The 14,131-nt window shown below is 68.4% G+C and carries 14 protein-coding genes; 3 read left to right on the plus strand and 11 right to left on the minus strand.

The annotated features are described in order from the left end of the window. The first annotated feature begins 50 nt into the window (after positions 1 to 50). Positions 51 to 680, plus strand: coding sequence for a hypothetical protein (locus NJD74_RS13585; RefSeq protein ID WP_319624345.1), 630 nt, complete (start codon positions 51 to 53; stop codon positions 678 to 680). 25 nt (positions 681 to 705) lie between these two features. Here the strand turns inward: NJD74_RS13585 and dinG are convergent, their stop codons facing one another. From dinG to aroE, 3 genes are all read right to left on the minus strand, one after another. Further along, positions 706 to 2,808 carry an ATP-dependent DNA helicase DinG gene (dinG, locus tag NJD74_RS13590; RefSeq protein WP_313219356.1) on the minus strand — a complete coding sequence of 701 codons (2,103 nt, stop codon included), beginning with the start codon at positions 2,806 to 2,808 and terminating at the stop codon, positions 706 to 708. Positions 2,809 to 2,949: 141 nt separating this feature from the next. Then, positions 2,950 to 3,312: a hypothetical protein gene (locus NJD74_RS13595; RefSeq protein ID WP_019185436.1), complete on the minus strand. Its 363-nt coding sequence runs from the start codon at positions 3,310 to 3,312 to the stop codon at positions 2,950 to 2,952. Between the two features lie 10 nt (positions 3,313 to 3,322). Further along, the gene (aroE, locus tag NJD74_RS13600) at positions 3,323 to 4,168 is read right to left on the minus strand and encodes a shikimate dehydrogenase (RefSeq protein WP_019185437.1); all 846 of its coding nucleotides are present in this window, start codon (positions 4,166 to 4,168) and stop codon (positions 3,323 to 3,325) included. 53 nt (positions 4,169 to 4,221) lie between these two features. Here aroE and NJD74_RS13605 point away from each other — a divergent pair, with 53 nt between their 5' ends. Further along, positions 4,222 to 5,097, plus strand: coding sequence for a TolB-like protein (locus tag NJD74_RS13605; RefSeq protein WP_319624346.1), 876 nt, complete (start codon positions 4,222 to 4,224; stop codon positions 5,095 to 5,097). Positions 5,098 to 5,163: 66 nt separating this feature from the next. Here the strand turns inward: NJD74_RS13605 and NJD74_RS13610 are convergent, their stop codons facing one another. The 4 genes from NJD74_RS13610 to NJD74_RS13625 all read right to left on the minus strand — a co-directional run bounded on the left by NJD74_RS13610 (position 5,164) and on the right by NJD74_RS13625 (position 7,774). Beyond that, positions 5,164 to 5,433 (minus strand): SHOCT domain-containing protein, encoded by a 270-nt coding sequence (locus NJD74_RS13610; protein WP_319624347.1) that lies wholly within the window; start codon positions 5,431 to 5,433, stop codon positions 5,164 to 5,166. A gap of 34 nt (positions 5,434 to 5,467) precedes the next feature. Next, positions 5,468 to 6,457 carry a porphobilinogen synthase gene (gene hemB, locus NJD74_RS13615; RefSeq protein WP_046273034.1) on the minus strand — a complete coding sequence of 330 codons (990 nt, stop codon included), beginning with the start codon at positions 6,455 to 6,457 and terminating at the stop codon, positions 5,468 to 5,470. Positions 6,458 to 6,484: 27 nt separating this feature from the next. Beyond that, on the minus strand, positions 6,485 to 7,402 hold the full coding sequence (locus NJD74_RS13620) for a bestrophin family protein (RefSeq protein WP_019185441.1): 918 nt from the start codon (positions 7,400 to 7,402) through the stop codon (positions 6,485 to 6,487). Positions 7,403 to 7,525: 123 nt separating this feature from the next. Continuing rightward, positions 7,526 to 7,774 carry a hypothetical protein gene (locus tag NJD74_RS13625; RefSeq protein ID WP_019185442.1) on the minus strand — a complete coding sequence of 83 codons (249 nt, stop codon included), beginning with the start codon at positions 7,772 to 7,774 and terminating at the stop codon, positions 7,526 to 7,528. A gap of 181 nt (positions 7,775 to 7,955) precedes the next feature. On the opposite strand from NJD74_RS13625, the gene NJD74_RS13630 reads away from it, so the two are divergent. Next, the gene (locus tag NJD74_RS13630) at positions 7,956 to 8,414 is read left to right on the plus strand and encodes a hypothetical protein (RefSeq protein WP_019185443.1); all 459 of its coding nucleotides are present in this window, start codon (positions 7,956 to 7,958) and stop codon (positions 8,412 to 8,414) included. 104 nt (positions 8,415 to 8,518) lie between these two features. On the opposite strand, the gene NJD74_RS13635 is transcribed toward NJD74_RS13630, so the two are convergent. From NJD74_RS13635 to NJD74_RS13650, 4 genes are all read right to left on the minus strand, one after another. Then, positions 8,519 to 10,330, minus strand: a complete 1,812-nt coding sequence (locus tag NJD74_RS13635; protein WP_319624348.1) for a DUF885 domain-containing protein — start codon at positions 10,328 to 10,330, stop codon at positions 8,519 to 8,521. A 79-nt stretch (positions 10,331 to 10,409) separates the two neighbouring features. Then, positions 10,410 to 10,919, minus strand: coding sequence for a cytochrome c oxidase assembly factor Coa1 family protein (locus NJD74_RS13640; protein WP_319624349.1), 510 nt, complete (start codon positions 10,917 to 10,919; stop codon positions 10,410 to 10,412). A gap of 37 nt (positions 10,920 to 10,956) precedes the next feature. After that, the gene (locus tag NJD74_RS13645) at positions 10,957 to 13,185 is read right to left on the minus strand and encodes a S9 family peptidase (RefSeq protein ID WP_019185446.1); all 2,229 of its coding nucleotides are present in this window, start codon (positions 13,183 to 13,185) and stop codon (positions 10,957 to 10,959) included. A gap of 159 nt (positions 13,186 to 13,344) precedes the next feature. Then, positions 13,345 to 14,034, minus strand: a complete 690-nt coding sequence (locus NJD74_RS13650; RefSeq protein ID WP_319624350.1) for a glutathione S-transferase N-terminal domain-containing protein — start codon at positions 14,032 to 14,034, stop codon at positions 13,345 to 13,347. Between the last annotated feature and the right edge of the window lie 97 nt (positions 14,035 to 14,131).

Raw genomic sequence — 14,131 nt, forward strand, 5'->3', positions numbered from 1 at the left:
GTGCAGCACGGGCAAACACTCCGGTCAGACCTCTGCACAAGGATGTGACGATGCACGGCAAGCGTTCCCTGCTGATACTGGCCTTGTCGGCGGCCGCATTGCCGGCCTTTGCCGACGAATGCACCGTTGATCGCGCCGCGATGCTGGCCTTGACCCCGGATCAATTCGATCAGGATCTGCAGGGCGGCTGGCGGCCGATGGCGGAAATAGCCGACTGCCAGTTGGCTGCTGCCGATCTCATCGCGGCCTATCGTGCACAGCCCAAGGCCGCCGGCAACACCACGATGATCTGGCATGAAGCGCAGCTGCGCGCGGAGGCTGGGCAGGATGCGCGCGCGGTGGCGCTCATGCGCCAGACCTACAAACCCGCACCCGATGCCGGTGGCTGGAATCCGTATGTGGATGCCAGCATCGCTCTCATCGAGAAGGACCGGCCGGCTCTGGTCGCCGCCCGCGCGGCGCTGGCAGCCCTGCCTGCGCCGCCGGAGACCAACGTCAAGGACGGATTTTTCAGTTTCGCGATGCCGAACGGGGAGGTGGTGCAGGTCGCCTGGCCGCCCAACCTCGATGTGGTCGACGCATTTGTCCGCTGCTTCGGCCAGAGCTACCGGCAGGCGTATTCGAGCCAGCGTTGCCGCCATCCCGACACGATGGCCGCGCCCCAGCGCGACACCCCCTGATGCAGCGGCCCCGCAGCGCCAGGGCCTACCCGATCACCCGCTTGAACGGCGGCAGTGAATCGATGATGCGCTTGCCATAGCGGCGGGTCAGCAGCCGCGAGTCGAGGATGATCACGCGGCCGGTATCGGTGGAGGTGCGGATCAACCGGCCGGAGAACTGGGTCAGCGTGCGCAGCGCATGCGGGATCGCGATCAGGTTGAAGGCATTCAGGCCGCGGCTTTCGAACCACTCGCTCAGGGTGGAGGTCTGCGGATCGGTCGGCACCGCGAACGGCACCTGGGTGATCACCACCGTGGTGCAGGCTTCGCCGGGCAGATCGAGGCCCTCGCCGAAGGAATTGAGCCCGAACAGCACCGAGCCCTCCCCGGCCGAGGTGCGCCGCAGGTGCTCATCGATCATCTTCTGCTTGGCCGTTTCGCCCTGCACCAGCACCTGCTTGCGCTGCGCGGCCGGCATCAGCTCGGCCACCTTTTCCATTTTCCAGCGCGAGGTGAACAGCACGATGCTGCCCTTGCCCCAGTCCAGCTCCTTGACCAGGTACTTCGCGATTTCCTTGGGGTGACCTTCCTTGTCATCCGGGGTGACCGGGAATGCCGGCACGATCAGCTGCGCTTGGTTCGGCAGATCGAACGGCGAGGCCAGCGAGACCATCTCGGCCTCGGCCGGAATGCCGTTGTCGATCGCCAGCGCCTGGAAATCGCCACCGCCGGTGAGCGTGGCCGAGGTCATCACCACCGAGTCCACTTCGTCCCAGAGCAGCTTGCGCAGCACGTTCGCGGCCGAGACCGGTGAGCCATGCAGAATCAGATCGCCATCGCGCGAGAGGGTGATCCAGCGCGCGGTCGGCGGCTGGCCCTCCTTGTCCTCGCGACGCCAGCCGGTCCACAGGTTGTGCTGCTGCTCGATCATCTCCAGCGCCATGCCGAGGTTGCGCTGCAGACGCTCGCGCGCGGCATCCTCGGGCTTGCCTTTGGCCACCTGCGTCAGCGCGGCGTGCGCCCAGTTGAACAGCGCGCGGGTGTCGTCGGCGATGGCCTCGATCTCCGGCATCCAGATGTCCGGCAAGCGGCCATTCGGAGCGCGCCACATCGGCTCCTGCGCGGAAGGATCCGGCCGCCAGCTGCGGTCGATCACATCGCGGAAGGCCTTGAGCTGCTTGCTGACCTTGGCGGCGGCCTCGATCGCCTCGTTGGGCAGCAGGTTGCCCAGCTTGTCCTTGTCCACCGCGCGGTAGGACGCGGCGATCAGCACCTGCAGACGGCCGGTGCGCTTGGCCATTTCGTCCAGCGCGAGGCTGGCCGCGCCCTGGTCGATGGCGACGTTGCCGATGTGATGCCCTTCATCAAGCACCAGCAGCATGTCCGAGGGCGGCGCGATCAGCGGCTGGCCGTTGTCGCTCTCGCCGATCGACAGCGCCGACAACAGCAGCGCGTGATTGGTCACCACGATCTGCGCCTCGCGCACGGTGTTGCGCGAGCGCAGCACCGCGCACTGCGCCGAGTAGGCGCACTTGCGCCCGGCGCAGCCGGAGGCCGGCGTGGTGATGCGCGAGCGCAGGGTGTTGCTGATCGTTTCCGGCGCGTTGTCCAGGTCACCGTTCCAGCGGCCTTCCAGGAAGGCCTTGCTCAGCGACTGCGCCAGGTCCATCTCGATCGGCGCCAACGGCCGGTCGAACAACGGCTGTTCGTCGTCGAACATGCCTTCCTGCGCGCCATCGCCATGCGCTTCGGCCGCGTTGCGGGTGCACAGGTAACGGGTGCGGCCCTTGGCCAGCGCCACGGTGGCTTCGATGCCGGTGGCCTTGAGGAAATTGGGGATGTCGCGCTCGACCAGCTGCGACTGCAGCGCCACGGTGCCGGTGCTGATCACCAGTTTCTTCTTGGTCGCCAGCGCGATCGGCACGCCGGCGGTCAGGTAGCCCAGCGACTTGCCGACGCCGGTGGGTGCTTCGACCACGCCGACGCCGCCGCTGTGCGAGAGCGCACGCGACACCACGCCGATCATCTGGCTCTGCGAGCGCCGGGTACTGAAGCCGGGCGTATTGGCCTGCAGCTTGGCGTAGGCGTCGCGGATGCCGGCCTTGAGCTCGTCGTTCAGGGCGCGGGGAGCTTCAACTTTTTCGGTCACGCCGGAGGACTGCCTGACTGGATCACGGTCCCCATTTTCTCACGACCCGGCGGTCGTGACCGGCGCCATTTTCCGCGCCGGTTCATATCCGTGACGCGACCCACGCCAACACTGTGGACCGCGACAGCCTGCTGCATCCGCTCAGCGCGGCGGCAGCGGCGCAGCGGGCGGAACGGCGCGGCTGCGCAGCGCGCGGGTCATCGCCCAGACCAGCAGGACCAGCGCGAGCGCCTCGAACAGGTTGAGCGCGAAGTGGCCAGCGCCCAGCAGCTTGGACATCAGCTGCAGGTTTTCGTAGTTGCCCTGCTGCACCATCCACATCGGCACCAGGTTGAGCACCAGGCCGGCCAGCGTGGTCAGCGCCAGCAGGCCCAGCGCGCCCAGGGCAACACTGCGGATCGCCCCGCGCGGGGTGTCCACCACCCAGACCACCGCGACCGCCAGCGCGATCAGTACCGGCAGGCGCACGCCCACCATGGTCAGCATCGAGACCAGCAGGTCCATGTCCACCGGCTCAGTCCTCGCCGGCCAGCGGCGCCAGCCGGTTCCGCAGCTCGGTGTAGACCGCGTCGGTCTGCGGGCGCACCGCGTGCCACTGCAGGAAGCTCTCGGCGGCCTGTTCGACCAGCATGCCCAGGCCATCGACGATGTTGCGGCAGCCGGCCGAGCGCGCCCACGCGGTGAAGGCGATCGCGGCCTCGCCGTAGTTGAGGTCCACGGCGGTGGTCATGCTGTTGACGAGCGAGAGCGGCAGCTTGAATTCCGCGGTGCGGTCGCGGCCGGCCGAGGTGGCGTTGACGATCAACTCGAAATCGCCCAGCTCGCGGATGTCTTCCCAGTAGCGGGTGATCGCGCGGCCCGGCTCGCCCATCGCATCGATCAGCGCGTCGGCGCGCTCCGGGGTGCGGTTGACCACCACCAGCTCCAGGATGCCGGCATCCAGCAGGGCCGGGGCCACGCTGCGGGCCGAGCCACCGGCGCCGATCAGCAGGGTGCGGCGGCCACGCAGGTCCAGGCCGTGGCGGTCGGTAAGGTCACGGACCAGGCCGATGCCATCGGTGGTGTCGCCATGCCAGCGGTCGCCCTTGCGCAGCAGCGTGTTGACCGCACCGGCGCGGCGCGCGCGCGAGGTCAGCGTGGTGCACAGTGCGAAGGCGGCTTCCTTGTGCGGCGCGGTGATGTTGGCGCCCACGCCGCCCTCGGCGGCGAAGGCCTCCAGCGCTGCCAGGAATTCGGCCGGCGACGCTTCGATCGCACGGTAGTCCAGCGCCAGGCCTTCCTGCCGGCCGAACGTGGCGTGGATGTGCGGCGACTGCGAATGCGCGATGGGCTGGCCGAATACGGCGTAACGGTCGGTCATGGGTTGTCCTGCTCCGGGCCTAGAATGGAACGCAAACCCCAACGGACGCGATGATGCGCATTCCATTGTCTCTGCTCGCGCTGAGCGCCAGTTTACTCTGCACGCCCGCCGCGATGGCGCTTTCCGAATTCGGCATCGAGGGCATGGGCGTGGTCTCGACCAAGGCCAACGAAGCCCAGGCCACGATCGCGCCGGACGGCCAGCGCATCGTGTGGGCCAGCGACCGCGCCGGTGGCCAGGGCGGCTGGGACCTGTGGCAGGCGGTGCTGCGCGATGGCCGCTGGCAGGACCCTGCCCCGCTCGCGCTCAACAGCGCCAGCGATGAGCGCGACCCCTACTTCAGCCATGATGGACGCTGGCTGTACTTCGCCTCCAACCGACCCGGCGGCCAGGGCGGATTCGACCTGTACCGCGCCCCGATGGCCGCCGATGGCAGCGTCGGGCCCGCGCAGACCCTGCCGGGGGCGCTCAACACGCGCGCGGACGAACGGGCCCCCGCGCTGCGCCCGGACGGCCGCATGCTGCTGTTCTCGCGCAACGGCAAACACACCCAGGGCGGCTTCGATCTGTACCTGGCGCCCGTGCAGGGCGAGGGATTCGGCACCGCGCAGGCCCTGCCCGCCCCGCTCAACACGGCCGCCGACGAGCTCGGGGCGGCCTGGCTGGATAACGAGGGTGCACTGGCCTTCACCCGCGCGAGCGACGGACATTCGCAGGTCCTGCTGGCGGGCTGCGATCACCGCCAGGCGGCGGTGCCGTTGACGTTGTCGTTCAACACCGCCGACGGCCAGACCGGCGCGCCGGTGGTGGACGCGTCCAAGCCCACGGAGATGGTGCTGGCTGGCATGGCACGCGCACCGCGTGCCGGCGGGCTGGATCTGTACCGGATCAAGGCGCCGGCAGCGCCGCGGGGTATGGGCTGCGGTTGATGTTGCGGGGCCGAAGGGCAGCGACGCTTGGCGTCGCTCTACCCGTGGAGGCGGCGTCGCCCCGCGTCAATGGCCCTGCAGCAGCGCCGCTCGTTGCTGTTCGTACTGCGCTTCGCTGATCTCGCCGTGATCCTTGCGCTGGTTCAACGCCGCCAGCTGCGCCTGCAATGCCGGCGACAGCTGCGCCTCACGGGCGATGCGGGCAGCGGCGGAGGGCTGCTCCGGCGCCTGCCGCGCGGCGCGGCGCACGCCACGGATCACCAGCCCGATGACCACGGCAAAGGCCAGCACGCCAGCCGTCCAGGTCACCCACTGTAGCCATCCCATCGTCTGCATCATCGTCGTCCTGTATCGGGGTGGGCGCGTATTGTCAGCGTTCGCGCAGCCAACGCGCCACCTGCGGGGCGAAATAGGTCAGCACGCCATCGGCGCCGGCACGCTTGAAGCCGATCAGCGACTCCATCACGCACGCCCGCTCGTCCAGCCAGCCATTGGCGAAGGCCGCCTTCATCATCGCGTACTCGCCACTGACCTGATACGCGAAGGTCGGCACGCCGAACTGCTGCTTCACCCGGCGCACCAGGTCCAGGTAGGGCATGCCCGGCTTGACCATGACCATGTCCGCACCTTCTTCCAGGTCCAGCGCGATCTCGCGCATGGCCTCATCGCCGTTGGCCGGGTCCATCTGGTAGGTCTTCTTGTCCGCCTTGCCGAGGCCGGCCGAGCTGCCCACCGCATCGCGGAACGGACCGTAGAACGCCGAGGCGTACTTGGCCGAGTAGGCCATGATGCGCACGTTGACGTGGCCCGCGGCATCCAGCGCGCGGCGGATCGCACCGATGCGGCCGTCCATCATGTCCGAGGGCGAAATGATGTCCACACCGGCGTCTGCATGCGAGAGCGACTGCTTGACCAGCGCCTCGACCGTGATGTCGTTGAGCACGTAGCCGGCGTCATCGATGATGCCGTCCTGACCATGCGTGGTGTACGGATCCAGCGCGACATCGGTCATCACGCCCAGCTCGGGGAAGCGCGACTTGAGTGCACGCACGGCGCGCTGCGCCAGCCCGTTCCCGTCCCACGCCGCCGCCGCGTCCAGACTCTTGCCGGCCGGATCGATCACCGGGAACAGGTCGATCACCGGGATGCCCAGTTCCAGCGCCTCTTCGGCCACCTTGAGCAGCTCGTCGATCGAGAGCCGTTCCACGCCCGGCATCGAGGCGATCGGCGCGCGGCCGGCCAGCTCGTGCACGAACACCGGATAGATCAGGTCGTCGGTGGTCAGGGTGTTTTCGCGCATGAGGCGGCGCGAGAACTCGTCGTGACGCATGCGGCGGGGGCGATAGTCGGGGTGTGCCATGAGGTGCTCCGGAACGGAAGGCAGGAATTACTGCAGCAGGTACTGCCGCGGTTGCAGGGGCTCGGGCAGCGGCTGGACGCCCAGGCTGTCGAGCAGATCGATTTCGATGGTGCGCACCATCGCATCCAGCGGCAGGTCGTTGGATTCCAGCCCGAACGGCTCTTCCATCTCCTCGCCAAGCTGGTCCAGGCCGAAGAACGCATACGCCAACACGGCCGAGACCACCGGCGTGGCCCAGCCCAGCGAGCTGGCCAGGCCGAACGGCAGCAGCACGCAGAACAGCCACGCGCAGCGGTGCAGCAGCAGCGTGTAGGCGAACGGCAGCGGGGTGGTCAGGATGCGCTCGCAACCGGCCTGGATGCTGGAGAGCGCATGCAGGCGTGTTTCGAACTGGGTGTACAGGTAGGGATCGAGCTGACCGGCGCGCAGCGCCTGGGCCAGATCGGAGGCGATCATCGCCAGCAGTTGATCCGGCACATTGCGGCGCTGGCCGAAACGCACGCGGTCGGCCTCGGCCACCCACGGCAGCGCCGCCAACGCCACGTCGCGGCCGCGCAGGCGGGCGGCCAGGGCATGCGCGAAGCCGATGCACAGCCGGCACACGCGGTCACGCAGCGCCGCATCGTCGACCAGCACGGCCTGGCACAGCCGCGCCAGGCTGCGCGATTCATAGATCAGCTGGCCCCACAGCTTGCGGCCTTCCCACCAGCGCTCGAAACAGGCGTTGTTGCGGAAGCTGAGGAAGATCGACAGCACCAGGCCCAGCAGCGTGAACGGCGCTACCGAGACGCGCTCGATGCCCGGCGGGTGCCACAGCTCGGCCAGGGCGGCGACGGCAATGGACAGCAGCAGGATCGCCACGACTTTCGGGGCCACCGCCGGAACGATGGAGCCGCGCAGGATGTAGAGCAGTTGCCAACCGTGGGGACGAGGACGAATGATCATCGGTGCAGGGAGAGCGCCCGGACGGGCGTGGACCGCCGGCGGAGCCGGATGCGGCAGCCGGTCATTCTACGCCGATGGTGCCGGGCGCCCGTGAGCTGCGACGGTCGGTCGCACCCGCACGGCTCAGATGATGCCGCCGCCCAGCCCGAGCCGGACGATGCCGACCACCACCACGATGCCGTTGAGCACCAGCCCGGTCCAGGCCCGGCCGCGCTTGCTGGCGTGGGTGAACAGGATGCCGATGGCGGCGATGACCGCGCCCACGGCGGCGAACGGGATCAGGAACCAGTTGCCCCAGCCCAGCAGCGGGATCAGGGCCACAATCATCCAGAGCAGCGCCACGATGCCCCACAACAGACTGATCAATCCCATGCCCGGCTCCTTGAGGTGAATGCGTGGCCCACCATAGCGGTTCCGGGCGCAGGCGCAAGCGGCAGCGAGACGCCGTTGGCGGGGGCCTCACCGCGGCGGTGCTAGGGTGCACTGGCAGGGGTTGGCACCGATTCAGTCGCCAGCGCCGATCATCCCAGCCATCACACACAGGGGTAACGCCATGAACATCCGATGCGCCGCATTGCTGGGCCTGGCGCTGCTCAGCGCTGGCTGTGCCAGCACCTCCAAGGTCATGCTCGGCCAGGCACGTGCGCCGGTCGATCCGGCCACGGTCCAGATCTACTCCACGCCGCCGGCCGGCTCACAGGAAATCGCCCAGCTCGAATCGGCCAGTGCGGTCGGCTTCGGCACGCAGGGCCAGACCGATGCGGCCGTGATGCGGCTCAAGCGTGAAGCGGCCGCCCTCGGTGCCAATGGCGTGATCCTGATGGGCGTCGGCTCCAGCGGTTCGCCGGTGGGCATGTCCGTCGGTGCGGGCAGCTATGGCTCGCACGTGGGCGGTGGCGTCGGCATCGGCATCCCGACCACGCAGAAGCGCGCGGCCGGCGTGGCCATCTGGGTACCCAACCCGCCGCCGGCGCCGCGCCTGCCCACGCAGACGATCACGCCGCAGCGCTAACCGGCGCCGCGGTAGGCCACGACCGTTGGTCGTGGCGGCCGGGCCAGCGCACCGACCAACGGTCGGTGCCTACCGGGAAACGCCCCGCACCTACCGGAACCGTGTCAGCGCTTGGCCGCGCTGTTGTACTTCGGCACGAACACCTCGTTCACTGCCTTGGCCAGCTGGTCCGGCGGCAGCAGGCCCTGGTCCAGCAGGAAGTTGTTGAACGCCAGCCGGTCGAAGCGATCGCCCAGCGCCAGCTCGGTCTGCATGCGCAGCTCAAGGATGCGGGTGTAACCGTAGAAGTAGCTGCCGGCCTGGCCGGGCATGCGCACCATGTAGCGGTCCAGTTCCTGGGTGGCCATCGCCTTGGACAGGCCGACTTCGTCGATCAGCACGCGCTCGGCGTTGGCACGGTCGATCTGGCCCAGGTTGAGCATCGGGTCCAGCATTGCGCGCGCGGCACGCAGCAGGCGGAACTGCAGCGCGATCAGCTGCCCGTCCAGCGGCTCGTACGGCACCATCTCCGCTTCGGCATACAACGCCCAGCCTTCCACGTTGACCGAGTTGAAGGCGAACATGGTGCGCGCCAGCGAGATGCCGCGCTCGACCATCGCGGTGAACTGCAGCTCGTGGCCCGGGCGGCCTTCATGCGCGCTCAGCGTCCAGGCGGCCGAGCCGAAGTTGAAATCGTCGTACTGCGCGGCCTTGTCGCCGGCGGCCGGATTGCCCAGCGGCAGCACGAAGGTGCCCTGCTGCCCGGTGTTGCCGACCAGCGGGGCCGGCAGGAAATGCGGGGCCGGCGAGGCGGCACTTTCGGCAGCCGAGCCCAGCCGCATCTGCATCGGGCGCTGCGGCACATCGACGATCTTTTCCTTGCGGATGATCGGGTCGATCGCATCGATCACGCCACGGTAGTGGTGCTCAAGCTGGTCGTCAGGAATCTTGTCGCCCTTGAGCGCACGCACCACCGCTACCGGGTCGGTGGTGTCGGTGACCTTCAGGCCCTTGGCCTGCACCACCAGCGGTGCCAGCTGGCGCATCGCCGAGCGGGTTTCCATGAATTCCAGCTGGGCCCGCTGCATCAGCAGCGCCGGCGCGATGTCGATGCCCACGCGCTTGAGCTGGTACGCATACAGCGGCTCGGGCAGGCGCGCATCGGTGCGGGCCTTGGGCAGCACTTCGTGGCGCGTCCAGTCGCGGTACTCGCGCAGCTGGCTGGCGATGGTCTGCAGCGCCTGCTCGGCACCGGCGACCTTGTACTTGCCGAACAACTGCTCGATGCCGCTGATGTAGGTATCCACATTGGCCAGCGACTGCTCGACTTCGATCTTCGTCGGCTGCAGCAGGCTCTTGTCGCCCAGGCGCTCTTCGTAGCGCTGGCGCGACAGCGTGGTCACCGGCTGCGTGCCCGGGGCAAGCCCGGCGTAGGCCTTCAGGCGGTCCAGCGCCTTGGCGCGGCGTTCGGCGGGCACCTGGTCGGACAGCAGCAGATTGAGGCCGCTGAACACGGTCTGCGGGGTATCGCTCCACGGCAGCAGGTACTTCTCGTTGAGTTCGCTGCCTTCGATGTTCTGGTCGGCGGCGGCGATCATGATCGCAAGGTCCTGGCGGACGTTGGGATCGCGCTCGGTGGCGAGCTTGGCCTGCAGCTCGCTGCGCGACTTGGCCATCGCCGCGCGGTAGCGGGCGCCGTTGTCCGGGCCGAAGTCGGCCACCTTGTCGTCGTAGCCCGGCACGCCGAAGAAGCCGGTTTCTTCCGGCTGGAACGGGCCCTGCGCATCCAGCAGGATCTGCGCCAGCTGATTGCTGCGGGTCACCCAGGCCGGCGAGGCGGCGGGCTTGGCGGCTGTTGCTGCGGCCAAGGCCGGGGGAGCCGACAGCACGGCGGGAACGGACAGCGCAAGCGCAACGGCGAGGACAAGCGGCTTCATGCAGGAACTCCAGGGCAGGATGCCTGCGACCCTACGCACTTGGCGGGTCCGGGGCAATTGGCCGGAGGTCATGCGCCGCTCAGATCTGCAAGGCCTCCGGTGCCGGCGGGCAGTCCCCCTTCGCCCGGCACTCTTCGAGCGCGCAACTGTCCGCGGCTTCGAGGTCGTCCAGGGCGGCCAGATCGATCGCCTCCTTGCCGTCGGTCACCACGTACAGCATCGGGTAATCCCAGTGCTCGCCGGCGCGCTTGGCATTGAGGAAGATGCGGCCGTTGCCCTGCGGGCCGGACACCGCGATCACGAACTGGCTCTGCCCGTTGGAATGCATCGAGCCGGCCGGCAGGTAGCCATCGCGCAGCGGCTCACCCAGGGCCGCCACCAGTTCGATGTTGCAGCGCGCGCGGCGCATGGCTTCCTGGTAGGGCGTGCTGGACTTGCTCCAGTACGCCCACTGGGACAGCGCGAACCCTACCGCGCCCGCTGCCGCCGCCATACCGACCACCACCGCCACCGGCATCGCCCAGCGCCAGTGGCGACGCCACCAGCCGGTGGGTACGGTCGAACCAGGAAGCGCGGGCGGCAATGTCATCGGCAAACTCCTTGTCGGGCCGGTGGCAGGAGCGGGATCAGGGCGCCAGGCAGCGCCCCAGGAAGTCCTCGGCAAGACGGTAGCGGTGCAGCGCATTGCTGCCCGACAAACCATGTTTGGCGCCCGGATAGGTCATCAGCTCGAACGGCTGGCCGCGCTTCTGCAGAGCGCTCATCAACACGGTGGAGTTGGTGAACAGCACGTTGTCATCGGCCATGCCGTGGATCAGCAGCAGGCGCGAGCGCAGGCCGTCGATGTGCGCCAGCACGCGCGCTTCTTCGTAGCCCTTCGGGTTGTTGCCCGGCAGGTTCATGTAGCGCTCGGTGTAGTGGGTGTCATACAGGCCCCAGTCGGTCACCGGTGCACCGGCCACGCCGCAGGCGTAGCTGTCGGAGGCCTTGGCCAGCAGCATCAGGGTCATGTAACCGCCGTTGGACCAGCCCTGCACGCCGATGCGCGCCGGGTCGACCCAGGCCTGCTGCTTCAGCCAGGCCACGCCGCGCAGCTGGTCGGCCACTTCCACCGTGCCCTGCACGCCATACAGCGCGCCACCGAAATCGCGGCCGCGACGCGGGGTGCCACGGTTGTCCAGCGAGAACACCACGTAGCCCTGCTGCGCCAGGTACTGGTTGAACAGATGATCGCCACGGCCGGGCCAGCTGTTGGTGACCGTCTGCGAGGCCGGGCCGCCGTAGACGTACACCACCACCGGGTAGCGCTTGGCCGGATCGAAACCGGTCGGTTTGATCAGGCTGTAGTGCAGTTCGGTCCTGCCATCGGCGGCGGTCAGGGTGCCGAACTCTACCGGGCGCTGCGCATCGAGATAGCGCGCGTACGGATGCGCCGGGTCGTCAAGATTGTTCTCGACCAGGGTCGCGATCTTCTCGCCGTTGGCACGGTGCAGTGCGATCTGCGGCGGCGTGGTGGTGTTGGACCAGCTGTCCACGTAGACGCTGGCGTTGCGCGCGAAGCTGGCGGTGTGCATGCCCGGTGCCTGTGAGAGGCGCTGCGGCGTGCCACCCTGCAGCGACACGGCATACAGCTGGCTTTCGCGCGGGCTGTCCATGCCGGCGCGGAAGTAGACCTTGCCGGCGTCTTCGTCCACGGCGAGCAGTTCGTCCACCGGCCAGGTGCCGGCGGTCAGCGGGGTGACGGTCTTGCCGTCGTCGGAGATGCGGTACAGGTGCTCGAAGCCACTGCGCTCGGACGACCACACAAAACCGCCCTGCTTGAGGAAGCGCAGGCTGTTGTGCAGCGGCACCCAGGTCGGCGAGGTCTCGGTCACCAGCGTGCGCTGCTGGCCGCTGGCCAGCTCGGTCTGGACCAGTTCGAGTGTCTTCTGGTCGCGCGACTGGCGCTGGAAGGTCAGGTGTTTCGGGTCGCGCCAATCGACGCGGGCCAGATAGATGTCGGGGTTGCGGCCCAGGTCGATCCAGCGCGGCGCGGCGTTCCGGCGCGGCGCGATCACCGCCAGCTTCACGGTGACGTTGTGGTCGCCGGCGGCCGGGTAGCGCTGCTCGATCATCTCGGTGCGGTCGGCATACATCTCGTAGCGCTTCTGCACCGGCACCGGGGACTCATCGATGCGGGCGAAGGCGATCGCCGAGTCGTCCGGCGCCCACCAGTAGCCGGTGTGGCGGTCCATTTCCTCATCGGCCACGAACTCGGCCACGCCGTTGCCGATGGTGTCGCTGCCATCGCCGGTGAGCTGGATCTGCTGGCCGCTGGCCAGGTCGATCACCCACAGGTTGCGGGCGCGCACGAAGCTGACGAAGCCGCCCTTCGGCGAGAGCTTGGCATCGGTGGCGAAGCCTTCGCCGTGGGTGAGCTGGCGCACCGCGGCCTTGCCCTGCTTGCTCAGGTCGTACAGGTACAGCTCGCCGCCGAGCGGGAACAGCAGGGTGCGTGCATCCGGTGACCACTGGTAATCGACGATGCCGGTCATCGCGGCGATGCGCTGGCGCTCGCGGCGGGCCTTCTCGGCATCGCTCAGGGTCTCTTCGCCCGGCAGCACCACCTTGGAATCGACCAGCAGATGGGTCTGCCCACTGGCGATGTCGTACGCCCACAGGTCCAGCTGGTTGCGATCCGCATCCTTGCCGCGCAGGAAGCTGACCTGCGAGCCATCCGGGGCCACCTTGGGCTTCATCAGGGTCGGGCCGGACAACGGCAGCGGGCCGGTGATGGCATCCAGGGTCAGTTTTTCAGCGTGGGCGATCGAGGTCGAGGCGAGCATCAGGGCGAGCGAAGCAAACAGGTGGCGCATGAAGGATTCCGGCAGCGTCTGGGCAGTCCCCGGCCACCGCGGCGGCCCGGGGAACGCTTCATCCTAACCAAAACCGTTCCGGTCGTGCCGGAGATGGCGGGCATCCGGCCGCGCCGAGTGTTCCGGGGAGCCGGCCAGCGGCCGGCACTACGCCGCTGCTCAGCGCTGGCCGAACAGGTGCTTGCGCTCTTCTTCGCTGAGTGGCTTGCCGGCCTGCGGGTTCACCTTCTCGCGCAGGGCGTAGGCCCGCTGGGTGGCCGGGCGCGCAGCGATCACGTCATGCCAGCGCTTGAGGTTCGGGAAGGCGCTGAAATCGACCGGAAGCTTGTCGTAGGCCCCGATCCAGGGGTAGCTGGCCATGTCGGCGATGCTGTACGCCTCACCGCCGAGATAGGCGGTCTGCGCCAGGCGCTTGTCCATCACGCCGTGCAGGCGGCGCACTTCGTTGTCGTAGCGCTCGATCGCATAGGGAATCTTTTCGGGCGCGTAGACGTTGAAATGGCCCATCTGGCCGCTCATCGGGCCCAGCCCGGCCATCTGCCAGAACAGCCATTCCAGCACCGCCACCCGGCCGCGGCTGTCGGCCGGCAGAAAGCGGCCGGCCTTCTCGGCCAGGTACAGCAGGATCGCGCCGGACTCGAACACGCTCTGCGGGGCGCCGCCGTCGGTGGGCTGGTGGTCGACCAGCGCTGGCATCTTGTTGTTGGGCGAGATCGCCAGGAAGGCGGGCGTGAACTGGTCCCCGGCGCCGATGTTCACCGGCTGGATCCGGTATGGCAGGCCGGTCTCCTCCAGCATCAGCGTGACTTTGTGGCCATTCGGGGTGGGCCAGTAGTACAGGTCGATCATGGCGACGGCTCGCGGATTGGGAATACCGAGTCTAGTCCGTCATTCGGCTTGGCAGGGTCAAGCCGGACCGTTACGCTGCGCCGTCCCCGCAACGCAG

It is taken from the genome of Stenotrophomonas sp. RG-453, assembly GCF_033843685.1.
Taxonomy (GTDB): domain Bacteria; phylum Pseudomonadota; class Gammaproteobacteria; order Xanthomonadales; family Xanthomonadaceae; genus Stenotrophomonas; species Stenotrophomonas bentonitica_A.